The organism is Allobosea sp. AK1, from assembly GCF_006714945.1.
Lineage (GTDB): Bacteria > Pseudomonadota > Alphaproteobacteria > Rhizobiales > Beijerinckiaceae > Allobosea > Allobosea robiniae.
Genome location: NZ_VFMG01000001.1, coordinates 3,098,081 through 3,124,476, shown reverse-complemented (window position 1 = coordinate 3,124,476; position 26,396 = coordinate 3,098,081). Strand labels below are relative to the sequence as shown.

The 26,396-nt window shown below is 60.8% G+C and carries 28 protein-coding genes; 11 read left to right on the top strand and 17 right to left on the bottom strand.

Features of this window, described 5'->3' with window-relative positions; all coding sequences use genetic code 11:
• Genes FHT98_RS15275 through FHT98_RS15265 form a run of 3 tightly spaced genes read right to left on the bottom strand, consistent with a single transcriptional unit; the run spans window position 1 to window position 3,386 of the window.
• Window positions 1-1,578, bottom strand: coding sequence for an ABC transporter substrate-binding protein (locus FHT98_RS15275; RefSeq protein ID WP_061966621.1), 1,578 nt, complete (start codon window positions 1,576-1,578; stop codon window positions 1-3).
• 31 nt (window positions 1,579-1,609) lie between these two features.
• Complete coding sequence (locus tag FHT98_RS15270; protein ID WP_210184312.1) at window positions 1,610-2,443, bottom strand: ABC transporter permease; 834 nt, start codon at window positions 2,441-2,443, stop codon at window positions 1,610-1,612.
• Between the two features lie 22 nt (window positions 2,444-2,465).
• Window positions 2,466-3,386, bottom strand: coding sequence for an ABC transporter permease (locus FHT98_RS15265; RefSeq protein ID WP_061966619.1), 921 nt, complete (start codon window positions 3,384-3,386; stop codon window positions 2,466-2,468).
• Between the two features lie 220 nt (window positions 3,387-3,606).
• Here FHT98_RS15265 and FHT98_RS15260 point away from each other — a divergent pair, with 220 nt between their 5' ends.
• From FHT98_RS15260 to FHT98_RS26215, 8 genes are all read left to right on the top strand, one after another.
• Window positions 3,607-4,515 carry a LysR substrate-binding domain-containing protein gene (locus FHT98_RS15260; RefSeq protein ID WP_061966618.1) on the top strand — a complete coding sequence of 303 codons (909 nt, stop codon included), beginning with the start codon at window positions 3,607-3,609 and terminating at the stop codon, window positions 4,513-4,515.
• Between the two features lie 32 nt (window positions 4,516-4,547).
• Entirely contained in the window at window positions 4,548-5,312 is a 765-nt protein-coding gene (locus FHT98_RS15255; protein ID WP_091858749.1) for a hypothetical protein, read from the top strand.
• Between the two features lie 974 nt (window positions 5,313-6,286).
• On the top strand, window positions 6,287-6,541 hold the full coding sequence (locus FHT98_RS15250; protein ID WP_061966615.1) for a hypothetical protein: 255 nt from the start codon (window positions 6,287-6,289) through the stop codon (window positions 6,539-6,541).
• Between the two features lie 382 nt (window positions 6,542-6,923).
• Entirely contained in the window at window positions 6,924-7,049 is a 126-nt protein-coding gene (locus tag FHT98_RS26645; RefSeq protein WP_282568649.1) for a hypothetical protein, read from the top strand.
• An 8-nt stretch (window positions 7,050-7,057) separates the two neighbouring features.
• On the top strand, window positions 7,058-7,345 hold the full coding sequence (locus FHT98_RS15245) for a hypothetical protein (protein ID WP_113586058.1): 288 nt from the start codon (window positions 7,058-7,060) through the stop codon (window positions 7,343-7,345).
• The gene (locus FHT98_RS15240; protein WP_061966613.1) at window positions 7,342-7,611 is read left to right on the top strand and encodes a DUF1488 family protein; all 270 of its coding nucleotides are present in this window, start codon (window positions 7,342-7,344) and stop codon (window positions 7,609-7,611) included. Before FHT98_RS15245 ends, FHT98_RS15240 begins: the two co-directional genes overlap by 4 nt.
• Window positions 7,612-8,183: 572 nt before the next feature.
• Window positions 8,184-8,444, top strand: coding sequence for a hypothetical protein (locus FHT98_RS15230; RefSeq protein ID WP_113586056.1), 261 nt, complete (start codon window positions 8,184-8,186; stop codon window positions 8,442-8,444).
• Window positions 8,445-8,677: 233 nt separating this feature from the next.
• Window positions 8,678-8,833, top strand: coding sequence for a hypothetical protein (locus tag FHT98_RS26215; protein ID WP_162766315.1), 156 nt, complete (start codon window positions 8,678-8,680; stop codon window positions 8,831-8,833).
• A 100-nt stretch (window positions 8,834-8,933) separates the two neighbouring features.
• Here FHT98_RS26215 and FHT98_RS15225 read toward each other — a convergent pair whose 3' ends face one another.
• The 10 genes from FHT98_RS15225 to FHT98_RS15185 all read right to left on the bottom strand — a co-directional run bounded on the left by FHT98_RS15225 (window position 8,934) and on the right by FHT98_RS15185 (window position 19,003).
• Window positions 8,934-9,146, bottom strand: a complete 213-nt coding sequence (locus tag FHT98_RS15225; RefSeq protein ID WP_091858755.1) for a hypothetical protein — start codon at window positions 9,144-9,146, stop codon at window positions 8,934-8,936.
• Window positions 9,147-9,203: 57 nt separating this feature from the next.
• A complete protein-coding gene (locus FHT98_RS15220) occupies window positions 9,204-9,434 on the bottom strand; it encodes a hypothetical protein (RefSeq protein WP_061966611.1) in 231 nt (76 codons plus the stop codon).
• Window positions 9,431-10,807 carry a glycoside hydrolase family 130 protein gene (locus FHT98_RS15215; protein WP_091858757.1) on the bottom strand — a complete coding sequence of 459 codons (1,377 nt, stop codon included), beginning with the start codon at window positions 10,805-10,807 and terminating at the stop codon, window positions 9,431-9,433. The genes FHT98_RS15220 and FHT98_RS15215 overlap by 4 nt, the downstream gene beginning before the upstream one ends.
• 39 nt (window positions 10,808-10,846) lie before the next feature.
• Window positions 10,847-13,114, bottom strand: a complete 2,268-nt coding sequence (locus FHT98_RS15210) for a glycosyltransferase family 4 protein (protein ID WP_091858760.1) — start codon at window positions 13,112-13,114, stop codon at window positions 10,847-10,849.
• Window positions 13,111-14,100 carry a class I mannose-6-phosphate isomerase gene (locus tag FHT98_RS15205; RefSeq protein ID WP_185745173.1) on the bottom strand — a complete coding sequence of 330 codons (990 nt, stop codon included), beginning with the start codon at window positions 14,098-14,100 and terminating at the stop codon, window positions 13,111-13,113. Before FHT98_RS15205 ends, FHT98_RS15210 begins: the two co-directional genes overlap by 4 nt.
• A gap of 274 nt (window positions 14,101-14,374) precedes the next feature.
• Complete coding sequence (locus FHT98_RS15200; RefSeq protein WP_091858763.1) at window positions 14,375-14,635, bottom strand: hypothetical protein; 261 nt, start codon at window positions 14,633-14,635, stop codon at window positions 14,375-14,377.
• A gap of 1 nt (window position 14,636) precedes the next feature.
• Window positions 14,637-14,774 (bottom strand): hypothetical protein, encoded by a 138-nt coding sequence (locus FHT98_RS26210; protein ID WP_170843444.1) that lies wholly within the window; start codon window positions 14,772-14,774, stop codon window positions 14,637-14,639.
• A 123-nt stretch (window positions 14,775-14,897) separates the two neighbouring features.
• Window positions 14,898-15,251: a hypothetical protein gene (locus FHT98_RS15195; protein ID WP_061966608.1), complete on the bottom strand. Its 354-nt coding sequence runs from the start codon at window positions 15,249-15,251 to the stop codon at window positions 14,898-14,900.
• A gap of 196 nt (window positions 15,252-15,447) precedes the next feature.
• A complete protein-coding gene (locus FHT98_RS15190; RefSeq protein WP_142114545.1) occupies window positions 15,448-17,397 on the bottom strand; it encodes an AI-2E family transporter in 1,950 nt (649 codons plus the stop codon).
• 67 nt (window positions 17,398-17,464) lie between these two features.
• Window positions 17,465-19,003, bottom strand: coding sequence for an OpgD/OpgG family glucan biosynthesis protein (locus tag FHT98_RS15185; protein ID WP_248309234.1), 1,539 nt, complete (start codon window positions 19,001-19,003; stop codon window positions 17,465-17,467).
• A gap of 404 nt (window positions 19,004-19,407) precedes the next feature.
• Here FHT98_RS15185 and FHT98_RS15180 point away from each other — a divergent pair, with 404 nt between their 5' ends.
• The gene (locus FHT98_RS15180) at window positions 19,408-19,767 is read left to right on the top strand and encodes a response regulator (RefSeq protein ID WP_142115778.1); all 360 of its coding nucleotides are present in this window, start codon (window positions 19,408-19,410) and stop codon (window positions 19,765-19,767) included.
• On the opposite strand, the gene FHT98_RS15175 is transcribed toward FHT98_RS15180, so the two are convergent.
• From FHT98_RS15175 to FHT98_RS15165, 3 genes are all read right to left on the bottom strand, one after another.
• Window positions 19,768-20,706 (bottom strand): sensor histidine kinase, encoded by a 939-nt coding sequence (locus FHT98_RS15175; RefSeq protein WP_061966604.1) that lies wholly within the window; start codon window positions 20,704-20,706, stop codon window positions 19,768-19,770.
• Between the two features lie 91 nt (window positions 20,707-20,797).
• Window positions 20,798-21,403, bottom strand: coding sequence for a ribbon-helix-helix domain-containing protein (locus FHT98_RS15170; RefSeq protein ID WP_142114543.1), 606 nt, complete (start codon window positions 21,401-21,403; stop codon window positions 20,798-20,800).
• Entirely contained in the window at window positions 21,403-22,758 is a 1,356-nt protein-coding gene (locus FHT98_RS15165; protein WP_248309232.1) for an HlyD family type I secretion periplasmic adaptor subunit, read from the bottom strand. The genes FHT98_RS15170 and FHT98_RS15165 overlap by 1 nt, the downstream gene beginning before the upstream one ends.
• A gap of 211 nt (window positions 22,759-22,969) precedes the next feature.
• Here FHT98_RS15165 and FHT98_RS15160 point away from each other — a divergent pair, with 211 nt between their 5' ends.
• Together FHT98_RS15160 and FHT98_RS15155 are read left to right on the top strand one after the other, a co-directional pair.
• Window positions 22,970-23,803: a GGDEF domain-containing protein gene (locus FHT98_RS15160; RefSeq protein WP_082617310.1), complete on the top strand. Its 834-nt coding sequence runs from the start codon at window positions 22,970-22,972 to the stop codon at window positions 23,801-23,803.
• A 663-nt stretch (window positions 23,804-24,466) separates the two neighbouring features.
• Window positions 24,467-25,447 carry a transglutaminase-like cysteine peptidase gene (locus tag FHT98_RS15155; RefSeq protein ID WP_142114542.1) on the top strand — a complete coding sequence of 327 codons (981 nt, stop codon included), beginning with the start codon at window positions 24,467-24,469 and terminating at the stop codon, window positions 25,445-25,447.
• Between the two features lie 531 nt (window positions 25,448-25,978).
• Here the strand turns inward: FHT98_RS15155 and FHT98_RS15150 are convergent.
• Window positions 25,979-26,323, bottom strand: coding sequence for a hypothetical protein (locus tag FHT98_RS15150; protein WP_142114541.1), 345 nt, complete (start codon window positions 26,321-26,323; stop codon window positions 25,979-25,981).
• Window positions 26,324-26,396 lie beyond the last annotated feature (73 nt).

Sequence of the window (26,396 nt, the reverse complement as noted above, 5' to 3'; positions counted from 1 at the left end):
CTATTTTGTGACCTGGTCGAGCTTGATGATCTCGTCGCCATAGACTTCGAGGCCCTTCAGCCCCTTGGCGATGCCGATCAACTGAACCTGATCGAACAGGACCAGCGAGTTCGGCGCTTCGTTCCAGACGATCTTCTGGACATCGGCATAGGCCTGCATCCGGCTGGTGTAGTTCATATCGACGGAGGCCTTGGCCAGCAGCTCATCGATCCTAGGCTGCTTGTACCCGGTGAGATTCGAATCGTCGGTGCTGGAGAATTTGCGCCGCAGCCGCCAGTCCGCATTGGTCACGCCGGTGCCGAGCAGCCACATATTGGCGTCGTTGCTGCCCCTGCCGGTGCCCTTGCCGGTCTCGGGACGATAAAGCGTCTTCTGATAGGTCGCCCATTCCCAGACCTTGAATTCGGTCTTCAGTCCGATGGCGTTCAGATAGCCCTGGACCGTCTCGGCGACGGCCTTGTCCTTGGCGTAGCGGCCGGCCGGGGTCCAGATGACGATCGGCTCGTTATATCCGCCGGGAAACACCTCCGCGATCATCTTGCTGGCTTTGTCCGGATCGTAGGCGTAAGGCGGCTGGCCGGGCGCGCGACCCTGCACGCCGCGTGGGAAGATGCCGTCCGGCACGCGCCCGTAGCCGTTCAGGATTTTCTCGATGATGGCCTTGCGATCGATTGCGTGGTTGATCGCGAGGCGCACGCGAGGGTCAGCGAATGGCGGCTTGGTAGTGTTGAGCTCGAAGAATATCTGGAACGAGCTCGGTTCGGTCACGATCGCGGTCGCAGCGTTCCTCCTGACTTTTTCGGTCGCCTCGGGCGGAATGTTGAGAGCGATATCGGCATTGCCAGTGGTCAGCTCGATCACGCGCGCTTCCGCCTCGGGCACCGGCCGGAACGTCATCTTGTCAGGCTTTCCGGGCGTGCCAGCATAATCGGGATTACGCTTGATCACCAATTGCTGCGCGGGCACCCATTCGGACAGCATGTAGGGGCCCGTGCCGACGGGATTGCGGGCATAGGCTCGGCCGCTCTTCTTCACGGCTGTCGGGCTGTTGATCCCGGCATATTCTTCCGCGAGGACCTCGAGCAGCATCGGCGATGGCTCTTTGGTGACGATCTCGACCGTCTCGGGATTCTTTGCGTTCACCTCGCTGATGCTGGTGAACAAGGAGCGGTTCGGAGAACCCAACGCCGGATCGAGAATACGCTCCAGGCTGAACTTCACCGCCTCGGCATCGAACGGCGTGCCATCGTGAAACTTGACGCCGCGACGCAGCTTGAACGTCCAGCGCAGCCCGTCCTCCGACTTGGTCCAGCTCTCGGCCAGGTCCGGGACGATTTCGTCGAGCTTCGTGTCCTTCCAGCGTACGAGCGTATTGAAGATGTTGTTGAAGACGATCTGCGATGGCGTGCTGCGTGACACCGCGGGATCGAGCGTGTCGACATCCGTTCCCTGCACGATACGCAGATTGAATTCGGCCCGCGCGGACGTCGGTGCGGACAGGTACATGATGCTGCTCAGCAGCGCGAGGCCGAGACCGAGACCTTCGCGACGCGTGATTTTCAGGAATGACGGCTGCATGGTTTCCCTCTCTTTTTTGAGTTTTTGTCGGCTAGATCGCTTTGCGCGAGCGCGGATCGGCATAGTCCCGCAAGGCATCGCCCACGAGGTTGAAGGCGAGGATGACTGCGAACAGCGTGATGCCGGGTGCCAGGATCACATGGGGGTGGCTGGTGATGTGCGCGCGCGACGCCGCGATCATCGCGCCCCATTCGGGGATCGGCGGCTGGGGTCCGAGCCCGAGGAAGCTCAGTCCGGACCCGATGAGGATCGCCTCGGCGAGCGACAGCGTGCCCTGGATGATGATCAGGGATGTCGTGTTCGGCAGGATATGCGAGAACAGGATGCTGGAATCCCGGGCGCCGAGCGCTTTCGCGGCGACCGTGAACTGGCGTCGTTTCAGCGCGAGGATCGGTCCGCGAAACAGGCGCACATTGGCGGGGATCGTCGAGATCCCGATCGCGAGCGTCAGGCTGAGCACGCCGGATCCGAGGACGGTCACTACGATTATGGCGAGCAATGTCCGAGGGAATGCGATCATGAAGTCCATGAAACGCATCACCGCATCGGTGAACCAATTCTCGTAATAGCCGCACAGGCTGCCGATCAGGACGCCGAGTATCATTGCGATGGCCACGCTGACGAGCGCGACGATCAGCGTGATGCGGGCACCCCAGACGACCCGCGCCAGCAGATCCCTGCCCAATTCGTCCGTGCCCAACGGATGAGCCAAAGAGGGCGATAGAAGCGAAGTATCGAGCGTCACCCGCGTGGCCGTCTCCCAGTCGAACAGGAAAGGAGCGAGAAGCGCGGCCATCAGGAAAATGGCCATAACGAAGGTGGCGAGGAGCGTGACGTAGTTTTTCTTGCGAACAAGATATCCCAAGAAACCCATTGTCTTGGCGCGCCTACGAATAGGTGATGCGAGGATCGATGATGCCATAGATCACATCTACGAAAAGGTTGATGGCGACGACGGAGAGAGCAAAGACAAGGATCGTTCCTTGAATGACGTATATGTCCCTGATCATGATGGCTTCGACCATGTAACGGCCCATGCCTGGCCAAGCGAAGACGGTTTCAACGATCGCGGCGCCTCCGAGCAGGCGGCCGAAATCCAGCCCCAGCATCGTGACAATCGGGATCGACGCGTTACGCATCGCGTGGCGATAGGTCACCTTCGTCCAGGACAGGCCCTTGGCCCGCGCAGTGCGAATGAAATCCTCGGACAGGATGTCGAGCATGTTGGAGCGCGTTAGCCGCGCGAAAGCCGCGACATAGGGCAGTCCGAGGGTCAGGGCCGGCAGCACAAGGTGGCGCCAGGTTCCTCGCCCCGTCGGCGGTACCCATCCCAGCATGGAGGCGAAAACCAGCATCAAGACCAGGCCGAGGAAGAACCCCGGTATCGAGATGCCGAGCACCGCGAGGCTGGTCACGAAACGGTCGGCGGCGCCGCGCGGATTCAACGCCGAATAGATGCCGAGCGGAACGCCCAGGACGAGCGCGACCAGCATCCCCGCGACGGTCAGTTCGAGCGTCGCCGGGAATGTTCTGGCAATACCTTCCGTTACCGGTGCAAGTGTCTGGAAAGAATCACCGAGATCTCCTTGGGCGATTTTCTTCAGGTAGATCCCGTATTGCACCGGCAATGGCTGATCGAGCCCGTAATTGGCCCTGATCTGAGCAACGTCTTGCTCTGTCGCATCTGGTCCAGCCGCCATCCGGGCAGGGTCGCCAGGGATCAGGTGGAGAATAATGAACACGGCGACCGACACGCCCAGAAGCATGAGCGGCAACGTCAGTAACCGTCGAATTATATATGTCCCCATGGGCTAATGCCTCTGTAATGGTACCCGGCAACGCGCGGCGCTGATGGCCTCTGGACGAAAGCGTCCATGCCAATCTCTGCTCGCGAGCCGGCGAACCCTCAGATTCAGCAGCACCGCCTTGCAAAATTCAACTGCATGCGCCCTACTGGCTCTATAAGGAAATGTGATGCTCAATCGCCTGGTGTTGCGATAACCGGGTGAGCAGAACCCGGAAGTCTGAATGCAGCTCAACCCGCGCCAGATCGAGGCATTCCGCACGGTGATGCTGACCGGCAGCATGACCGCCGCCGCCGAAAGACTGAAAGTCACGCAGCCCGCAGTCAGCCGCCTGATCCGAGACCTGGAGGCTGAGCTGGATCTAAGGCTGTTCCGCAGGGAAGGTAATCGGCTGGTGCCGAACCACGAGGCCACCATCCTGTTCGCCGATGTGGATAGATTTTACGTTGGGTTGGACAGGGTCGCCAAAACAGCCAACGAGCTGAGGCATGCAAATGTCGGAGCCTTGAGGATTGCGTCGATCGGCGCGCTCTCGCTGAGCTGCATCACGCATGCGATCAGCATTCTTCATACCGCTCACCCCGCCGTCGACATTTCGCTAGAAAGTCTCAACACGCCTCAAACTCTCGACCTGGTAGCAGGGCGTCACTTCGATATCGGGTTTGCGCAGGCTGTAGCAGAGTTTCCCGGCGTTCGACTGACGCAGATGCCATCGGTCGAGACGGTATGCGTCATGCCTTCAACATACCCGATTGCGAGCAGGGATTTTATTGAACCACGTGATCTGGAAGGGCTTCCCTTCATCTCGCTCGGCCGAAACAACCCTCAACGCCTAAAGATCGATCAGCTTTTCGACGACCTGAACGTTCGGCGTCAAATGCTCCTTGAGACATCTCTTGCAGCGAGCGCAATCGGCTTGGTTGAATCGGGACTTGGTGTCTCAATCGTCGATCCCTTCACTGCGACTTATTTGAGCGGCCGAAACGTTGTGACGCGGCCGTTCAAATCGAATTTTTGCTTTGATATTGTTGCCGTACAGCCGATTCATCATCAGCAATCAAAGCTTTGCAAGGAATTCATCCAGATCATGATCGATTTATTTAAGAAGCAAGCGTCCTCACGCGAAAAATAAAGATCATGACGATAGACGGGAGCATGTAATCTATGACGGGGGACAAGGATCCGCGGATTATCGCGATTGAGCCCGGCGATCGCCTGGTTGTGCTGGCTCGGATCCTAGATGCGTCGTCGGAGCACGCGAAGCGCGCGCTCGAACGGGAAGCGAGCGAGCGGCGCCAGCTTGGCGGCACTTGCCTCGGCCAAGGTCTCTACCGCCACGACTCGATTTTCAGAGGGCAATCCGATGCCGCCGTCTGGAGCCATGCCGAGTTCACCTATTTCCGGGAAATCATCTCAGGCGATGTGATCGATCGGCTCGTCCGGTCGCCTCCGGTCCCAAGCGTAGTGCTTTTGCGCGCCGAAATCCTGCTCACGACGCCCGCGTCTTTCGTTCTTCCCACGAACTGGTCGGGCTCGTCGCATCGTCCTGGCCACAAACCCTCGATTGAGTACCTCGATGTGCACCCATCCCGACTGGCGGATTACCGGGAGATCATGCGTCGCTACATCGGACCTGCAGCGGCGAAGCTCGTCGCCTTGAACAAGCTGGAGACGTTCAGATCGATGGAGGCGGCCGCCGTCTTGTTCCAGGATCCCTCGCTTGGCTCGGCCTGGAACCAGATCCACCTCAGCGAGGTGGTCGCGGAAGGATTTCGCGGCTTTGGCGAGGAACTCGATGCCGCATTGCGGCAGACCGTGCCGGATGGCAGCTTCGCCAACGTTTTCGCCAGGCTGAATGACATCCGGACTATTCCTCGCTGGACCCTGAACCTTCCGGTGTTCGAGGATGATGCCGCCGTGGGCAACTAGGCCGGGAGCCACTCCCCATAGCTCAGCCGCAGAGCGCCAACAGCTGACATTGCGCGATTGCCGGGAAGCGGACCTACCTAGAATGTCAGAGCGGCAGGCGATCCCAAACTGCAAATTTCACGAAACGAACTGACGCCGGTACGCGTTCGTCGCTGGGCTCAGGTTGGGTTTGCGACAATGGCACGGATATCCAGTTGGTCGTCGTACATTTAGCGACCGCTATCTCGCTGTGACCGAGCGCATCTCGCCGCTCGCCGCGTAAGAACATTTTTGAAAAGACTGACGGCCAAGGAACCATTGGCTGCCGCCACCGTTAATCTCGGCTCGGCGGAGACCATATGGCACACAAGTTTACCATCAGCCGAGTCGGTTCAGACTCGGCCGTTCGAGACGCAGCCGGAGCCGTTTATGGGCTTAGCCCCACCATGGCCGACGTATGCGAGACGGCGGATCGCATGGCCAAGCGAACGAGCACCACGGTCACGCTAACCGACGAAGCTCGGATATACCGGAACTCCATTGGAATGGCTCACCGCTATCGGTAGCCGTGCGGTCGCTTCGCCCCACGACCAGCCCTCCAGCTGAGTTATCGATTTCCGGTCAGCGACGTATGAATGGGGTGCGAGCCGACTACTCCGTTCGGGCGGCTAGCATTCTCGGTTCCCGCGTCGCACGCGGACATCGGCCAAACCAGAGAAATCGACAGTCTAGGCATACACGGTCGCATTGCCGTCGCACGAGCGCGAGGATTTTCAGGACCTCCGGGAGCTGGCAAACGATCACAACGAGATGTCGTCACTCCGATATTTGGCAGGCTGCCGCACCGCCGGCCAGAACGTTGCAGGCGACAAAATGGAGGCGCGTCCCCAAGCTCCTAACCGAAGGAAGATTGCTCGACCTCACTCTTCATGGCCGGTAGGGTGACATGGCTTGGTCTCGCGCATGAGAACAGGGCACATCGGGAGAACCAAGCCATGGCCAACGCCGACACGTTCTTCCTCCAGCCGTTCAAGACACATCGAAAGCGCTTGGTGCCCAGCCAATGCGTTCCAGCCAAGAGCCGGCATCACGCGCTCAATGAAGGTGAGCGCCTGAGCAAAACGGCCGAGGGTTTGGCTGTCATCCACGTCGTTGCGGACGACGAGACCGGTGAGGTGAGCGAGCTTTCTGTGCTGGCACGTCACGGCACGATTCCTGAGGAATTCGAAGAGCAGATTAGGGCGCTTTGAGACTAAACGCGGCGGCGTTGGCCGGTGTTGAGGCCCTTCTTCATCGGCGACCTGTCACGGCTGCGGGGTGCTTCTACGGAAGCGACACCAGCCCGGCCCGGACAACTGGGAGCGCAAAAACGCAACTCTGCAACGCAACGAGTCCTCAGCGGACCGCAAAATCAGTCGTTCCGATGGGGTGTAACAGCATCGGTTCCAGCGTTGTTGGCTCAGGACAGCTAGGAGCGGGATGCGGCCATAATCGCAAGAGTGGAAATAATCGCTCCTAGGCTTGCAAGAGAACCCTACGCACACCATTTTAATTCAATCTTGAAACGCATCGGGATTATACTTCATAGCATTTGCGCGAAGCGCCCCGATCTGGGCAAAACGGAGCCCAGCCATGACAAATATTTCCGGGCACTGGTTCATTTATCGCGTTTGGGCCGCAGACCGCTATCTGGTTTGGTTCGCGCCTGGTGGCCTCATCGCCGCGTTCGCACTGGCCTTTGCACTCGTGCTGAAATGATGTCTCCCATGCAACCGCACCGGGAAAAGGCTCGGCTTGCAGCCGCTGGCTATGCTCCTGCGCCGGAGGCTTCGGCCCTGATCTATGGAATGATCGGCATGGCGCTCTTCAGTGTCGGCATGTGGGGAGCGGGCAGGTTTTATGACGTGCCTCTGATCCCCCATTTGTCGTTGATTGTCGTTGGCTCGCTGATCGCATTTCCCGTTGGCATCTGGCTGCGAAAGAAGCGGAAGCGGCGCCATGTTGATGCCTATCAGGCCGAGCTGGTGTGTCTTGGCGCAGGGTGCAGGTCATGAGCCTCGACTTTCCCAACTCGATCCGGCGTTACGAACCCGGCCGCGGCTGCGTGAGCTTCTGGGGTTCTGAAGCATCGCTGGAAGTCATGTTCCAGATCGAGCTCGATGTTCTGCGGACCTTAAGTCCCGCTGTCATCGACGGAAGCGAGGGTTCGTTCCTGGTCGCATTCGACCTCAATCGCTCAGCCATATTGCAGGCCGCTCGCTCCGCCTATCTGAAGAAGCGCGGGGGCTATCATCGGCTCTCGGCCGACGCCTTCCGCTAGCATGGGCCGGAGCTTTCGGCCGCACCTAAAGGACTGGCGAGGACAGCGGGTTGGCTCGGCCTGTCTCACGTGGCGACTTAGCGTTTGTCCAGTCATCGTCAATCGCAGGAGCGCGACATCATGAGCGAACGGCGAGAGCTATATCGCAGCCCCACCGGCGACTGCTGGTTTCTGGGGCGGGAGCCGACGAGCGGTGCAGCATTCGTGATCTATCAACCGAACGGTCCAGGAGGGGGCCAGCTGTCGCATGTCGAGTTGGGAGCCTTCCTCGTCTCCGGAAAGTCGGACCGTCCCGAGCAACAGGCCTTGCTCCGCCTCATCGGGACGCTTGTCGATGTGCCTCCCTACGCGAATCGGGCGTGACGTCGTGATACCGGCTCCGGCCGCCATTCGGGTTCGGCTGCTGTACCGTCGCCTTTACCGAGATCAGCATCTGCGGCTTTTCCTCGTACCCGAAACGTGACTTGCGATGTCCGGCGAAAGGGCGCTCAATTCGGCTACAGTTGTCTCCATAACGCTTCTGGAAATGACCGTCGCGGCGCCTGTCACGTCGCCAAGCGGAGACACAAGCCATGCTCAACGGAACCGGGTTGGTCACTTTACGCAGTGGCCGGAGGCTGCACGCCAAATATCAGTTTGGCACGCATCAGGAGCATCATTGGGTCGGATATCTGATCTGCGACACGGAAACTGCCGATCCGAGCGAGTTCTCCTACAAGATCCTTCTTCAATGCGAAGGCGGGATAGCGATCGAGCTTGCCGTTACCAACTGGACGGATCGCTACATGGCAGTCGTGGGGCGCCCGTTGCCGGAGTTCAATCAAGTCGCTTGAAAGAAACGCGCGGCGCGCTTCCAGTTAATTTGGCCTCGCCGGGACCTCAAACGGCCACAATGATCGACCAATAATAAATGATCGATGGAGTCGCTTAGCTGGCATCGCGAAATCGCGGTTTGCCCGACTTCTTTTCTCTTTCGACATCGCTCGCCGCTTTGCGGCATCCGCTGCCGGCATAATGCCGGCCGTTTGACACGTCGCGTGGCCGAGCCGCGCGCCATGGGATTCATATGAACAAGATCATCGACAAAAACAAAAAAGAACACCGTATCGGCAATGCAGCGTTGACACCTTTGTCTCCGCGTCCTGCACCGATCTGCAAACCTGTTTCAGGTGGTCTCTCGCGCGCTGAATTGCGTGAAATCGTCGCTGAGATCCTGGGTTGAGGGGGAAGAACCATGAATCTGAATCGTCGCGAGCGAGGCCAAGCCGCTTAACAGGGCTGACGATCAACGATCGTGATGCCGCGTAGAAGGCCCAGCAGCTTCACGGTAGATTCTTCGACGGGATTGTCGCGCTATCTGAGTGCTGATCAGCCTCCTTGCGCAGCCGCTGTTCCTTCAGCCGGGCTGTCTTCGCGTCGCGCTCCTGGTTGGAGCTTTCAGTCTCCGACAGAAGGCGATTCCGCGACAGCGATTGGGTCTGCGTCTTCAGGAACGCAGCCTCCGCGTGGGTCCGGGATTTCGAGTGCTCGGTCATTTTGCTTCCTCCTGTTGGGCGGCTACAGCCGCCGCTCCGCCCGGTCGTAGCTCCGGATCATCCTTGAGAGCCGGATACCGGCGATTTAGCCTTTGCTTTTGAAACGATGATCTGGTCGTGACCGATCGCCCGTTCGCGGCCATCGATGCCCCGAACCCGATAATGACGCTCACCGCTCTCCCGCGCCGGCATCAGGCGAATGATCTCATAGTCGCCCTCTCCAGAGCGATCGGCGAAGCCGAACGACAGGCGCACGGTGTCGCCGACCTTGATGGGACGTTCGGTCATGGCTTTTCGCTTTCGAGAGTGGGTTGTCCGGCGGGAAGCCGCTTGTCTTTGCCGGGCGCATTTGTGAACGCGCCGTCCGGCTGCATCGCCTCCAGTAGTGCTGCGACCTTCACCGTGGCGAAATGGCAGAAAGTGTCCGAGACCGCATAGGGCAGGACGATCATGTCGCCGTGCCGCAGCGCACCACAGGTATAGACGACGTTCGGCACGTAGCCTTCCCGTTCCGAAGGCTCGGGCTGGACGAAAGGCTGGCGCAGGCGCCCCAGCACTTTCGAAGGATCGGCCTTGTCGAGCAGGACCGCACCGATCGTATATTTCCGCACCGCCCCGACGCCGTGGATCAGGAGCAGCCAGCCTTCGTCGAGCTCGATCGGCGAGCCGCAGGTGCCGATCTGCACGAACTCCCACGGGTATTGCGGCTTCAGGATCGCGACCCCACCGTTCCAGGTCAGGAGGTCATCCGAATAGATCAGATGAAGGTTCTCATTGTCCTGCCGGGAGATCATCGCATAGCGGCCGCCGAGCTTGCGCGGAAACAGCGCCATGCCTTTGTTCACGGCGGCGGAGCCTCGCAGCGGCGACAGCCGGAACGACAGGAAGTCGCGGGTCTCGATCAGCTCCGAGCGGATCGACCTGCCGTCATAGGCTGTGTAGGTGGCCCGATAGAACGTGCCTTCATCCTCCTCGAACGCAACGAAGCGTGCGTCCTCGATGCCGTTCGACTGGGATGCGGTCACGGGAAAGATCACCCGCTCGCTGATGTCGCTATCAGCCGCGAAGACGACCTCGACATCCTCGCCATCGAGCCGCGCCATTCGGTTGTGCAGGGTGGCGATCGTTGCGAGGCGCGAGGTGGGGTCGACGCTAACCTCGCCACCGGCCGCGATCGACCCGGAGCGGAACGTCAGGGACGAGATGTGCCCCTCTCCAACCGCACGAACGCTGAGGATGAAGCGAAGCCCGCCAGCTGGAGCATCGGACTGGTCGGGATGCGCGATGATGCTCGGGTTGAAGAGTGCCGCCGCCTCGAACGAATACTCGTGCAGGAAATAGGCCCCGACCAGCTGGCGTTGGACCTTGGTGAAGGCGCCGTGAGCAGCGAACGCGTCCTCCATCTCATCGGCACGCGCCTCGAACCGCTCCAGCAGGTTGCGATGCCGGCCGTTGAAATTCTCCAGCACCTCGGCAAGCAGGTTCGCCGCCACCTCCGGAGCGAGCGACAGAACCCGGTTGACAATATGGTTCGCCTTGGCCTTCTCGGCAGGATTGAAATCCCGTGGCTCGCCCGCAGGGCCGAACCGACGCACGACGACCCGGGAGGGGTCGGGATGCAGGTACAGGGTCTGCCTGTTCAGGAAACTGGGCTGGGACAAGACGTCCGCCGATCTGTTTTGAGCAAGGTCGTCGAAAGCTCAGGCGTGCAAGGCCCGAAGCGGCGCCAGTCTCGGGCGATCCCCGCTGACGCGGGCAAGCTGACGAATCTCGGCGAGGCTGAGCAGGTACGATACGACGGATTCACCGCCGCGGTTCTCATTTGGCCGATCGCGATGGAGGCCGTCACGGCAGGCACCGGTGTCCAGGTCGACGAGGGGCGTGGAGAGGTCATTGTCGCCCAGGAACCAGGCGAAAGCGCGCGCGGCTTCGTTGCGCCATTGCGGATCGCCGTCGGCGCGCCAGGCCGCGAGGCAGGCTGAAATAGCTGCCGTCGCTTCCAGTGGCTGCTGATCAAAGGCCTTCGGTGGGCTACGCTTGTCGCCGAAACTCTCCGAGCCGACAGGCCTGAACAGGCCTGCCCGCGTTGTCTGGAGATGCGTTAGCCAACGCAGCGAGCGCAGGCCAGCCTCGACATAGGCCGGCATCTTCATCGTCAGTCCCGTCGCGATCAGGGCTTGGGGCAGGCGCGCGTTGTCGTAGGAGAGCCCATCCTCGAACCAGATCCAGTCCGGCGTCTCGACCGTCGCGATCAGGCCGAGCAGGCGGTCGGCGAGACGCGTACGGAGCGAGATGGCGGCCGTCGTGGTGCAATGAGCATCAAGACCCAGCAAGGCAAAAGCCCAGGCACGCGGGGAACTGAAACGCTCGATGGCGGGCAAGGCCTCGGCGAACAGAGCGGTAGCCCATTGCCGCCGCGAAACGCTCGCATCGTCGCGCGCGCAGACACCGAGCGCCCACAGCGTACGCCCATGGCTGTCCTCCGACCCGGCTTCCTCGAGCCAACGTCGATCGAAGCTCATGAAGTTGCGGAAGCGCCGTCGATCGGGATTCCAGGCGTGTTGGATGAAGGAGGCAAAGCGTGTCGTTAGCGCGTCCGCCAGGCGCTCCTCGCCAGTGCCGTTCAGGGCACTGGCGAGGAGCAGAGCGCGGGCATTGTCATCGACGCAATAGCCATGCGAGCGGTCCGGCACGGAATGAACCGCGTGCTGGAACAGCCCGGTATCGTCGCACATGGACAGGAGGTGGCCGGTCTGCGTCTCCGGCGGCGGTGCCGTTGCCGGCAGGGCTTTCGGCCGGCTGGACCCCGTAACAGCGCTCAGCACACGGCCTCGGCGGGCCGTCTCGAAAGCGGCGAGATAGCGTTTCGCGGTTCGCTCCCAGGTCATCGAACGGCTGCTCGCATAGGCGCGCAGCCTCATGGCCTGGCGCCGGGGCGCATCTGTCAGCAAGCCTGCGATCTCGTTACCGATCGCGACGACATCGCCGAAGGGCACGAGGACGCCGCGCCCGTCGCCCAGCAATTCCTTGGCATGCCAATAGGGCGTCGAAACCACGGCCTTGCCCAGCCCGAAACTGTAAGACAGCGTGCCTGACGTCATCTGCGCTTCGTTGAGATAAGGCGTGACATAGACGTCGCACATAGAGATGAAGCCGAGCAGCGTCGCCTGATCGACGAACCGGTCGAGGAAGACGACGTGATCCTCGACTCCGAGCTCGCACACACGCGTCGTCAGGCTTTCGCGATAGGCCTCGCCATGCTCGCGGACGAGATGGGGATGCGTCGCGCCCAGAACCACATACATTGCATCGGGGCGGCGCCTCAGGATCGAGGGCATCGCGTCGATCATCACCTCGATGCCCTTGTTGGGCGACAGCAGGCCGAACGTCAGGATGACGGAGTGGCCGCCGAAGCCCAACCTTTCCTTGGCTTCATCGGGCTCGACAAAGGCAAATTCGGGAATGCCGTGCGCGATCACCTCGATCTTGTCCGCCGGCAATCGATAGACGGTCCGCAACAGGTCGCGCCCCTTCTCCGCCATGACGACTACGCGAGCCGAGGCATCGACGATCCGTTCCATCACGTCGCGCTGCGCGGCATTCGGTTCGGCCAGGACAGTGTGGAGTGTGGTGACGACGGGCATGGTCAAGCGCGAGAGCAGCGCCATGATATGACTCCCGGCCTCGCCACCGAAGATGCCGAATTCGTGCTGAAGGGAGACGACGTCGAAGCGGCCTTCGTTCAGGAAATCGGCTGCACGCGCATAGTCTTCGAGCCGCTGGTCGGAAATCTGGCAGTGCACGGGGAACGGATAGTCGTAGCCGTCGCCATGGTCGTTCATGGCCACGATGGATGTGTCGATATCGGAGGATGCGATCGCCTGCTGCAGATCGGTGGTGAAGGTCGCGATCCCGCAGCGGCGGGGCAGCGAGTTGCCAATGAAGGCGATGCGTTTGGTCGGGCTCATGATCGTGCCTCCGTGGACGGAATCGGGAATACTGCGAATGCTGGAGGCGGCCCGGTCGGCGGTGAAACCGTCTCGCGGAACCTGGGCATGCCGTCGCCGTCGACACGATGCAGAAGGTCGCGGCTAGGTGTTGCCGCGTCATAGGCGACGAGACAGGACAGGCCGGCTTTGCCCGGCACGATGCGCACGCTCTGACCCTCGATGAAGCAGCCTTGGCCAATGCCGATTTGCAGAGCGCCGATCGTGGCGTCGCCGGCGATGGTGACCAGCCAGGTCTCGCATCGGACATCGAGGTCCCAGATCGATCCGGCAGGCAGGTCGATCCGCTCGAAGACGAAATACGGATTGACGACGAGCACGGTCCGACCATCGCTCAGGCGCCCGGCCGGCGCGGCGCGTTGCGCGGGTCCGCGATGAGCTGCCGCGACGCCCTGCTCGATATGAAGTTCACGAGCGCGGCCATAGTCGAACAAACGGAATGTCGTGTCGCTGCGCTGCTGGATCTCGGCCAGCACGAGGCCTGGACCGATCGCGTGGATCGTCCCGGCGGGAACGGCGATGACCTCGCCCGCAGCCGGCTTGTGCCAAGCGACAAGCCGGGCGATCGCGCCATCGGCAATGGCGACCCGCAGTTGCTCGGGGGTGACGGCCGCCGTGAGCCCGACTCCCACCATAGCGTCAGGGGCCGCGGACAGGATGTACCAGGCTTCCGTCTTGCCGCGCGGCAGCCCCATCCCATGGGCGGCGGCATCGTCCGGATGCACCTGGATCGACAGGGGCTCCTGCGTGAACAGGAGTTTGAGCAGTAAGGCGGGCTCCGGCGCGTGTTTATCGCAGCGCTGGAACCAGAGTTCGCCGATCGGAACGCTGGGATGCCCCGTCCCGCTCCAGGGGAGGAGGTCGGTCGACCCCCAGGGCTTGGGGATCAGCTCGATGCAGGCTTGTTCGAGCGCCATTGCGGGCTCCTGGTTCATGCGGCCGGACATGACGACGGGTTGTCGCGCGCGGGCCTTGGGTAGCGGCGGTTCACGGGGCGTCGGCGCAAGCAACCGCGTATCGCGAGCGGCATCGGTTGGCTGGCGCGCATCAGGAGGACGCCAGCCGTGCTCCCGGTTTTGAAGCAATCTTCCGAACGATCGAGCCGTTCGACGCGGCATCGAAGCGCGCGATGGCCAAGATGAGGCGTCAAATGCGCCCGCGGCGGGATACAGCATGCCGGATCAGCGGTGGCCAGCGCGCGGATCCCTCGCCGGTGTCGTCTTAATAAGCGCTGAGGTCAGCCTCCAACGCGCTGGCCAGTTCGCCCGGGCTCACCGCGAACACCTGGGAGTTGCCAAACGAAGAGAGCGACGGTGTGTGCAGCATGGTGGCGATCTGGCGATAGGCCAGAAACGAGGTGGCTGGAATCTCCTCCTCGTCGACCACCACGCGGTAGGTGCCGGCAGGCTGCATATGGTCTATCGCGCTCAGCCTGAACGGCTTCCTGAACGTGACCGTGGTTTGCCGGCTGCGAATGTTCACGTCAGCTCTTCTTCTTCGGCTTTCCTGCAAGTTCGAGCGTCATCGGAAGGCCCTTTGCCGATACGGGCACGGCCGCCGCTTCTTTCTTCTTCTTGGGCTTCTTGGCTTCTCGATTGCCGCGCGTCTGTCCCTTGGCCATACAAATCTCCTCTTGCTGAGCAGGGAGGCGTCATAAACGCCACCATTTCCGCGCTGCTCACGCGGAATGGTTCATGATCGACGGACGATGTCGCTGCGTACGGTTGTCGCCGTTGCGATCGTCTCAGGTCTTGGACATGCCGAGCGTTTCGGCGCAGGCCTTGGCGACGGCCGAGTCCGGTGACGTGCTACCGATCATCGTGGCCCAGCCTCCCTTGGCGATGAAATCGCCCTGGCTCCATGAACTGATCTTCTTCAGTTCGGCGAGGGCTGCATCGACATTGGGTTGCTTCTGAAAATTGCTCACGCAGATCGGAGACAAGGCCGCGACAACGGCATTCTCGGCTCTCAGCTTCGCCACGCGTTCGCTCGACGAAGCCGTCGACCACCCACCCCAGGTAAAGCCGAGAACGGCAAGGGCAACAGCACCGCCAACGGCACCCCAGATGGCAGGTTTGGTTTGAGAGGGGATTTTCATGGAAAATCCTTCCGATTTGCGGAATGAAAATCTTCCGTGAAAGAATGTATCATAGAATTAGAAAATAATCCTGTTTATTTATCTCACGAAGGCGAGATCGAATATTATTTCTTCTCCACGATTTACGTACCTTCCCGATGCCTGAAATTTCAGTTCAGTTGCAAGGAAGTCGGATCATACGGTTCCCAAGCCTTGCTCACTCGAGATGACGCGCTTGACCGCCTGCCGCGTCCGTTGTCTCCGCGAACTGAAGGCACAGCCGGCAGATGCCTCGAAGAGACGTTTCCACGTCGTCGGCGAGCAAGGGGCCCTTGATATCTGCCAACGGACTGGAAACTTGCGACAGTTCGCCGAGGACGAGGATCGCCATCGGCAGACGGCGGCGAAGGCGCCGAAGCGCATACTTCACGTGAGCGGCATTGTGGGGGCCGATATAGCAAAGGCAGATCAAAGCCGGTCCGCGCGCGGCAAGGCGCTCCATACCGGGAGCCAGCAGCGCGGTGGGAGGCAACGCCTCCGCCGCCAATCCATGCTTCTCCAGGATCTGGCCCAGCATGAGCGCGGCTGCCTCATCGAGTTGCGATCGCGCGCCGATGCAGATCACTCCACCTCCGTCTCGAAACGTGTCCTTCAGCTCAGCCGCGGTGAGTACGGGCAGATCGGACGCACCTTCCTGTTCGTTGGTCTGTTCAACCGCCGCCTCGGTCTCGGCGTCTGCGGCGCCGGCGCCGCGCGAAGGGCGACCGTCGTCATGGTCGGACAAGTCCTCGAGGACCTCGCGAATTGTCGCAAGGATCTGGTTTCGCCTGGGAGCATCGAGAACGCCGCGCGCCTCGTCTGCTGCGGCGAGCCGCAAGCCTTCGAGCGCGACCTCGTCATAATAAGCGGATAGCGAGCGCTCTTTCAGAACCTCCTCAGCCTTGTCGGCTGCTTCCGCGGGGTCTCCCGCGAGGATCCGCTGATAGAAGATCTCCGGCGCCGACAGTGCGGGTCTGTCCCCCAGCATCACGTCCAGAAATTCCAGTCTTTCGACATGCCGGCCAAGGACCACGAGACACACGGTCAAAGGGGTTGCCAGGACCAGCCCGATAGGACCCCATAACCAAGTCCAGAATGTTGCCGCGACTACGATGGCGATCGGCGAGAGCCCGGTGGAGCGGCCATAGGCCAAAGGTTCGATCACATGCCCGACGAGTGGCTCGGCGATCACGAACAAGGCCGCCGTCCACACGAGCATCATCCAACCGGGATCGACCGATGCGGCGATCACCATCGGAAAAACGGCCGAGAGGACGGCGCCAAGATAGGGAATGAACCGCAGGATCGCCGCCAGAATTCCCCAAAGCAAGGCGCTGGGAACGCCGATGGCGGCAAGGCCGCAACCAATCACAACACCGAAGCCGGCGTTGACGATGAGCTGCGTCAGAAACAGCCGGCTGAGGCGCTTGCCAGCGTCATCGAACGCGGCCGTAGTCTTCTGCAGATCGTAAGTCCCGGTCAATCGGATGAACCGGTTTCGAAGGTCCTCGCGCTTCAAGAGGATGAAGACCACGAAGATCAGCACGATTCCGGTTGTGGTCAGAGGGTGGATCAGCGGAGCCAGAAAGGCCTGCAGCGTTTCGATAGCGCCGGGTTCCGGTTGATGCACCTCGACGGGGATTGGGCGTCCGTCCCGTGCAGGGCCAGGCGTTTCGCTTGGGACTGGAGATTCCGCCTTGGGACGGTCGAGTTCCTTGCTCAGATCTTGCAGGACATCCGCGGCGCGGCTCAAAACCCCGCTTCCGGCCCCCGAGCCTTTCAAAGCGGCAATCTTGGCGCGGATGGTGCTCTGATAGGTTGGTAGCTCGCTCGCCAATTGAGTTGCCTGGCCAACCATCGCCATCGTCAAGGCCGCCAAGGTCGCGAACGCAATCAAGACGACGACAAAAACCGCCAACGCCCGTGGGGCACGCAGCTTCTGCAGACCTTTGACCAGCGGCGCCAGGACGAAGCTGAACAGGATCGCGAGCGCCACAGGGACGAAAACCTCGCGCCCGAAATAAAGCGCGGCGACGATGAAGACTCCGATGGCTACATTCGAGACGACGTCAGCAGGCGACCTTGTCGATGGAGCTGCGACGGTATGGGTGACCTCAATCGCGGGCATCGATCGGTTTCCTTCAATCTGGACGCCAGCATGAAGCGGTCGACGGAATGGCGACCGCCGGGAGAAGCTAGTTCTTTGGCGATTGCGGCCCTGCGGCGTCGCCGGGAGGCACCGACCATGTCGCCGTCCACGTCTCGCTCAAGGTGCGATTTCGCGCTCTCAAGAACATGCGAAGCTCTGCCGACTGGCCGTCCGGCAGCGTCGCGTCGACGATGGCGCGCACACCTTTCAACGGGGCGTTGAACGTCAGGATCTTCGTGGTGATCGCGCCGGCCGTCGTCGTCGCAACGAGTTCGAGGCGATCGGGTTCGCTCTGATAGTAGGCGAGATCGCCGCCGGCGAAGTCGACGATGAAGCGCTTCGTGCCCTTGCCCTCGGCAACGCCGTCCTCGATATCCGAGCCGTTGAAGGTCTGCTGCACCTGCGCGTAGGGGTGCAGGTGCCAGGTCGTCGACAATGCCGAGATGCGGTAGCGGAACTCCGCCGCCTGCCCGCTGGGCAGCGGAGCGTTCGGCGTCCAACAGGCGACGATATTGTCGAAAGCCTCGTTCACCGTCGGGATTTCGATGAGGTCGATCCTCCCTTCGCCCCAGTCGCCCTGTGGCTGGACCCAGTAGCCCGGCCGGGCATCATAACGCGCTTCCAGATCCTGGTAGCTGCCAAAGTCGCGGTCGCGCTGCATCAGGCCGAAGCCGCGCGGGTTCTTGTCTCCGAAACTCGATATGCGTAGCGCCTTGGGATTGCGAATGGGCCGCCAGATCCATTCCCCGCTGCCGGATTGCAGCGTCAGCCCGTCCGAATCGTGGATCTCGGGGCGGAAATCGGTTCTCTGCGCGAGATCACCCTCGCCGGCCTGGAACATTGAGGTCAGCGGTGCGATGCCGATCCGCTCAATCGCCCGGCGTGGGATGATCGTAGCCGTCACATCCATATCGGTGACGCGGCCCGGGCGGACGACATAGCGAAAGGCGCCGGCGACCGATGGCGAATCGAGCAAGGCATAGATGACGAGCTCGGTCGTGTCACGCGACGGCTCCTCCACCCAGAGCGCCCGCATGAACGGGAACTCCTCGGGACCCTCACCGCCGACATTCAAGGCAAGCGAGCGCGCCGAGAGTCCGTAGCGGTGACCGCGGCCGATCAGCCGGAAATAGCTCGCGCCCAGGAATGAGACGACCTCGTCCTGCACTTTCGGGTCGTTCAGGTTGGTCGTCACGGCAAACCCCGCGAAACCCAGCGCGGGGGAAAGGCTCTTAGGCACGGGGACCTTGCCGTATTCGAACAGACTGGTCGTGAACGGGATAGGAATCGCGTTGCCGTGGTTGATGACGTGAACCTGGACTGGCTTGTTGTGCAGGAAGCCGAGATGGAACGGCAGCAGGCGGAAATCCGAGCCGCCCTCGCGCCAGAAGGCCTTGTCGCGGCGAAAGCGGATTTCACGATAGCTGTCATAGGTCAGGTTCGAGAGCTCGGCCGGGATCTTCGCGCTCTCGGCATCGAAAGGCTGCTTTGCCAACGCCATCGCCTGCTGGACGACATCGTCATAGCCAAAGCCTTTCGCGGAGCCCGCTGTCGCCTGGGCCTGTACGCAACGGTTCGCCAGCATGCAGGCACCGGAGAGCAAAGCGATCATCGCGCGGCGAGACGGTGCGGACAAACTTCCCCCAACCCAAAAAGCCGCAGCCGACATGGTATCGGGCGAGCAAGTTTTGAACGCTCCCCGCTTGTTTGAGTTCCGGGGCGCTCGAAGGCGCCATCACCAACCGGATGATCGCCTCATCGCCGCGGACACTGAAACGATCGAAATCAGGAGTTCCGCCCGCTAGACTTCCGCCTGCCAAATGACATCCGCAGTCTGCGCCACGAGCAGAAGCCCGCCTGAAACCCGTTATTCCCGGAATCCCGGTGCCCACCCCGCCGCTGCGGGCGGGACAAACGGCGCAATTCTTTGCAATGCGAGGCAACAAGAGCTCACGTCGGCAGTTGGCTGAGAGTCACTCTCGAAAGCACATGATGTCGAAACTAGTCGTCCTGATCGTTGAAGACGAGCCTCTCCTCCGGATGGACGCCGTCGACTTCATCGAGGAGGCTGGTTTCGAGGTGGTCGAGGCTGTCCATGCCGAGGAAGCAATCGCGACCCTCAAAGCCCGCCACGACATAGCCATCGTATTCACCGACATCGAGATGCCGGGGTCCATGGATGGCATGAAGCTGGCGCATGTCGTGCGACTGGGCTGGCCGCCCATCCTCATCGTCGTCGCAAGCGGTCGCGTCATGCCGCACGAAGGCGAGCTGCCCGAGAACGTTCAGTATATCAGGAAGCCATACCGGGCAGCCGAAGTCATCGCAGCCTTCCGGTCGACGGCCTGATCAGTCGGCAATGAGCGCGTCGATGGGGCCGCGAAGCGAGAAGACCACTCCGGCCGGCTGATAGTCCATGGCGGCTGCCCCGCTGAAATATCCCGCCAAAGCGCGCTCGATCATGCGCGATCCGAAGCCGCGGCGGGTTGGCGGCTCGACCAGTGGTCCGCCGCTCTCACGCCACTCGAATGCGAACTGACCGTCTTCAACCGACCAGGTTATGTCGATCCGTCCGCCATCCTGCCTGAGAGCGCCGTATTTCGCGGCATTGGTCGCCAGCTCATGGAGCGCGAGCGCCATCGCCAGGGCAGTCTTGGACGAGAGTTCCACCGGCGGCCCGTCGATGCGGAAGCGCGACAGGTCGCTTTGCCCTTTCAGAGACTCTTCGACGAGATATGCCAGGCTCGCCCTCGCCCAGACGGTCTGGGTCAGGATGTCCTGTGCCGAGGCCATCGTGTTCAGCCTTGCGATGAAGGCCTCCTTGAGCGCATCCACCTCGGGACCACCACGGATCGTCTGATTGGCGATCGCCTGAATCATGGCGACGGTGTTCTTCATCCGATGCTTAAGTTCAAGCGCGAGCAGACGCTGGCGTTGCTCGCCCTCCTTGATGGCCGTGATATCTCGCGACACGGACAGGATCGCCTCGGGTTTTCCATCCGGGCCTAGGATCGGGCCAACTTGGACGTCCCAGAACCGTGGATTGCCGGCGGCCGTATTGGCAGCGCCCTGAAAGCGATAGCTGCGACCAGCACGCGCTTCCTCGATCGCGAACTTGGCTTCGGCGTTGCCCTGGTCAGCCCAGAAATCTGGCCAGGGGCAGCCCTTGATAGCATTGAAGTCGCTGACTTCCATGATGCGCTGGCCGCCTTCGCTCATGAAGGAGAGCTTGCCGTCGAGGTCTATGACCTTGATGCAATCGTCCGACGCCGCCAGCAGGCTGCGCATGAAACGGGCGTCCCGAAGTTCCGGCGTCGGCAAAATGTCCCCGATCTCGTTCCCGTCCAGGGAGCGTTCCCGTTTATGCCATCAAGCCCGCTCATCTATTGCTCTCTGATGGTAGAGTGCGAAGGGCACAGAGAAGAAGCGCCCGCCCGTCGACCTGCTCCAGCAGTGTTATGCGAATCTTAGCCTGGAGGGGACGTTGCCCTGTGGTTAGCACCCCCGGTATGGACAAGACCTTCTGCTCGTTCTCCCTGAAAACAGCCAAAATACGTCCAACTTCAGCGGAAAGCTCAAGGCGGATTTGAGAATGTGCCCCTGAATCGATGACGAGCGCCCGCATTGCGCCGTTGAAGAGCAAGATTCGCTTGCTCTGATCAATGATGAAGGCTGGCTCACTCATCAAATCGATGACGCGTTGCCACAGTCCCTTCTGCTTCTGCACCCGGCTCGCTTGAGATTGTTGAGCATACCACTCGACAGCGGCAACGCGCAGTCGCGCGGTCGCATTGCCTGCCCCGTCGCCAACGAGTTGAGCGACCAATGTCGGAAGCCGCTCCTCTCGCTGGCGCGCCATTTGCTCGAGCGCCCGCCAGAATGCAGGTTCTAGCTTGAAGGCACGGCGACGGCCGGCGATTGTCAGCAGGCGAAAACGTTGTTCGAGAACACTGTTCGGACCCGTCTTCTCCTCGGCATTATCCATCAGCGTTCGGTCAATGCCTCATGCCTGGCCCGATTGATAGGCTTGAGCAAGTAGGTGAGAACAGTCTTTTCGCCTGTGATGATATCGACATCCGCAGTCATGCCTGGGATGACAGAATGATTAGATCGCCCGAATTTTAATTTAGTCTCGTCACTTCGAACAAGAACGACGTAGAAAGTTTCCTTTGAATTCGCATCATAGATACTGTCGGCAGAGACCTGCTCAACGATGCCGTTCAAGCCACCATATTGGTAGAAATCGTAGGCCGAGATTTTGATCAAAGCCTTTTGTCCGGCTACAATGAAGGCGATATCGGACGGTTTGACCCGTGCCTCGATCAGCAGCTTCCCATCGGATGGCACGATGTCGAGCAATCGCTCGCCTGGATTGACATAGGCACCCACGGTATTCACTGCCAGAGAGTTCACGACGCCATCGACGGATGAGCGGATATCCGTACGGCGGACGCGCTCTTCCGCACCCCGAAGGGTTTCCTGCACCACAGACCATTCCGCTTTACGAGCCGTCAACTCGGCCAGGGCTTCACGCTGGAATTGCGAGGTTTGCTCGGCGACCTGCAAGCCGGCCTCTCGTAACGCCGCCTCCAGCTTTGCCGATGTTTCCTTGGCTCCACTCAACTGCCCCTTCAGCTCAACCACCTGCCGCTGCGTGCGGATGAGCTCGAGTTGGGAGACCATGTTCCTGCTCGCCATTGGCGCGATGATGGCGAGTTCCTTTTCGGCAAGCACGAGCGATTCTGTGAAACGCTGAATCTGCGCCGTGACTTCTCCCACTTCTCGCTTGCGTTGCTCCAGTCGTTCCTTGAAGCTCTCAATACGTGCGCGGGTATTCTCCTGCCGAGCGGTTAGCAGCTTACGCTCGTTCTGACAGATGGCAGGCACTGCCTCTTCGATATCCTTCGGGCATTCAAATGGCGATTCCGGACCAGCAGTCTCTGTCTCAAGACGCGCAATCTGTGCCCGCAGCGCTCGTCCTTGCGCCTCCGCCTCACCTGCCTTCGCCGCATTTGGCGTATCATCGAGCCGGATCAGGAGCTCGCCTTGGGCAACCCGTTGCCCCTGACGCACGAAGATATCGCGAACCACTCCTGCCTCTGAACTTTGAATGACCTGCGTGCGTGCCGACGGAATGACCTTTCCGGACCCGCGGGTGATTTCTTCGACATGGGAGAAATTCGCCCACACGAGCCCCGCCACGAGGAACGCGCCGATCAGCCGGATCGCCTGTGAGGCCAACCGCGGCGGCCGATCGCGCATACGAAAACTCCGCTTCTCCTTTCCGATGCGAAGCCAGGGAACGGAGCGCAGCCTTTCGCGGCCAAGGATCGACGTCACGTGGATAGCGCTCCCGCGCATGATGACAGGCCCAGCTACGCCGGCCCCAATTCAGCTACCACAAAGGCGGCAACAAGACGAGAAAACTCACTGCGGACATCAAGATTTAACGTAAACGACTTCTCGTTACTGAAATTTACCGAAATTTGCAGGACATTAGCTACGGATCTTGTGGCCTATAGACGTTACGAGAACCACCCAAGAGCGACCTATGACATCCTCCCCTTCCGAGCACGCTGCGCGCGACGAACACAATGGAATGCCCGGCCTCAAGATCTGGGGTGGCATCCTGGCGACCAGCATCGCGGCTAGCGTCGTCGCATCCGGTTCGGCTCTGGCTCTTGGAACACCCCTGCCGCCATGGCTGCCCCTCGGCCTCGGATCGGCCTCCGCGATCGCGCTGGCCGGAACCATGCGCTCCCTGGCCCGGCTGCTTCGGCAGATGAAGGCTGCGAGCCGGGTCCTTGCAGGCGACGGCTCCGCCGCGACCAGTCGTGCAGGCATCGCCGATGATCTGGTAGCGGAAGCGCAGAAGGCAAATGACGAAATCGGCAAATATCGCCTGGAGGTCGAGCGCCTGCAGGATATCGATCCCGTCACCGGGCTTGGCAACCGGAGATGGCTGCAGATCCGGGCCATGCAGGAATTCAGCCGCGCCCAGCGCGAGGACAATGCACTTTCTCTTATCCTGTTGAAGATCGACGGCTACGACATGCTCAAAGCGCAAGGGGTCGGAAGCGCCGTTGAAACTATCGAGCTCCATGTCGCCGACACCCTGAAGAGCTTCGTTCGGCCCTATGATATCGTAGCGCGGGTTTCGGCCTCGGAGTTCTGCGTTCTGCTGCTCGGTGCCACCACGCCCACCGCGATCAGCATCGCACATCGGCTGAAGAATGCCGTTGCCGCTCAGCCGCCGTTGCTGCTTGGCCAGGCCATGCCCGAAATTGCGGTCGCCGCCGTCGAACGATTGCCCAGTGAAACAAATTTCGACGAATTGCTGGATCGGGCCCGCGCCTTTGAGTCCCCGGTTCGCCAGAAGAGTTAGACTCGACACGCCGTTCCGCCCGGCCCCAAGATGCGCAGCTATATTTTACGGGCCTGTCAACGAGCTCGAAAACCAGCGGATGCGCATACGGAAATCGGTGCTCCACCGTGGGCTACGGACGAGAACGCGTTTCTCGAAAGGGATATGTTCAACGAGCAGATCCAACGCTCGAGCTGTCGCCATACATGATCCTGGTTGAGACCATCACAGGTTCAGGCGATGCGGCTATCCGGATCGGCTTAGTTCTTTGCTCGGTCCTGCCGCCGGCTAAAGCTTGAAGGCAGGAAGCCTGGCGTATTTGCCCCGCCATCCAGTTTTGCGGATCTGCCGCTTTCCACTTCATGCACGGCCTTGAACGCAGCCCCGCACCGCCAAGATTCCAAACGGCCCCCGAAGGAACGAGGAATCGGTGGCTCCAAAAACCTGGACGGCACTCGGGAAACCGCATCGCGTGCTGAAGCAATTACTGACCCCTTCTGAATAACTCCATTTATGATGAATTTTTGATATAAAAGTTTCTGCAGATTGCACTTCATTTCTTGCCATTGAATTTATAGAATATAATACGAGTATAAATTCCGGCACCTGCATAAATTTTTATCTGATTATTTCAGCTGATTCAGCTGAATAGCCCGCATCATCCCTCCCTGTTCGGGAGTTGCGATGATGGCCTGGGTAGAACGGCACCTGAAAAACTTGATCAAGGGCGGCTTCGCGGCTCTGTCGATCGCCGCGATCATGGCCTCGAACGCGGCCTTGGCGAGCACCGCCGCCGAGCAGCGTGTCGACCTGACATCGCCAAAGCTCTCGCTGCCATTTTTCGCTGCGGCGTTCCCTGTCGATGGCATGCCGCCCGGGTTGCCTGTGCCACCGTCGGGGGATGCAGGCGCGGCCGGTCTGAGCGCTGGATTTGGCGTTTCCAGTCTTCTGTCCGTCTCCCTTCCTCTCGCCGAGACCGCAACCGAGGCATCGTCCTCGGCCGCAACTTATTGGAAGCGCCTCGGTACAACCTCGTTCCCTTCGGGCAAACGCGATCGCAGTAAGCTCGCGGTACCCCGCGACGTTTTGGGATCGGTCACGCTTCTGATCGCCAACGCGCCATTGACGCAGCGTTGGCGCGCGGTCCTGCAGGAACGGGCGGATTCCTATTTTGAAGGCGAGTGCCAAGCCGAATGGGCCACTTGCGGATCCAGGTTGCGGCAGCAGTTGATCGAGACCGTCGCCGTGGCCCGGCAACAAGACGATCAGGCCGCGATCCGATCGATCAACGCAGCCGTCAACGCTCGACTGAAATACCGCAGTGACTTGGACAACTATGGCGTACCAGACTATTGGGCCACGGCTGGGGAACTGCTTCAGCGCGGTGCGGGCGACTGCAAAGGATACGCCATTCTCAAGATGTGGATGCTGCGCGCCGCCGGTTTCGACCGTTCACAGCTTCGGCTGCAGCTCGTCAAAATTCCGGCTACAGGCCAGGATCATGCCATCTTGGTGGTAAACACCGCAGCAGGGCAGATCGTGCTCGACAACATCGCTCCGGGAGCGCGGAACGACACCGACGTGAAAGAGTACAAGCCGCTACTCTCTTTCATCGCGGGGGAGACTTACATTCACGGCATGAGCCGAAAAGCGTCCTCCTCCTGATCTATCGATCGCATCATCGCTCACCTGGCGAGAATCCGATCTGCCTTCCTTGCGTCGATTTCGCAGCTCCATCTGTCCGCCCGGCATACGGCTGCGGCGAGCTGGCGTTTCCGCACCGCGCTCGACGGCCGACGCAAAGCCATAACATCGGCCGATGCTTTTAGAAGCCATGCTCACCCAAGCGTGCCTGCCTTAGTTGTTAAGCATCCGTAAATTTTCCGCCCCACTGTTATATCATATTATACGGAAACTATTGCCTCGCGATAGAAAACCGGCAAAGCGTATGACCAAGCGTAAGGGCGAGTGGGTGGCATCATGACCGAAGGTCTTGGCGATAGCGGCTTTGAAGGGCTTGTCGAGGCTGCGCAAGGGGCAGCCGTTGGCGTTTCCGATCTTGGTGGCCGCGTCCAGCTGGCGCAGGCTACGACGCAAGCGGAGCCAAGGCCGGCTGACCAGCCGGTATCGCCTCCCACTCAAGTCTCCCCGCCCCCCGTCGCACCGCCTCCCGCGGTGCATTTCGATGCTGCAACTTCAAAGGTCGTCCGCCTTCCCCAGGGAACATCGCTCGAGAACATCGAGATCGCCGGCAAGGACATCGTCCTGAAGCAGGCCGATGGTCGTTCGATTGTGATCGACAATGGCGTTTCGAACGTCCCGACCTTGATGGTAGGCGATGTTGAAGTGCCCGTTGAGACGCTGGCAGCTGTTTTCAGCAGTCAAGGGATCGTCGCCGCCGCAGGCCCCTCGGGCGCACAGGCCTCCAATGTTGGCAGCTCCGGCGGCAACTTTTCGGTCCCAAATGGCAATGTTGGTAGCTTCTTCGGTCTTACGGACCTGCTCCCCCCGACGGACCTGCAGTTTCCCACCCTTGAGCAACGCGAAATCGGCAGCGTGCGCAGGCTTAGCGTTGGTCCGAGCGCACTATCGTCGACCGCTAGCGTAACGCTTT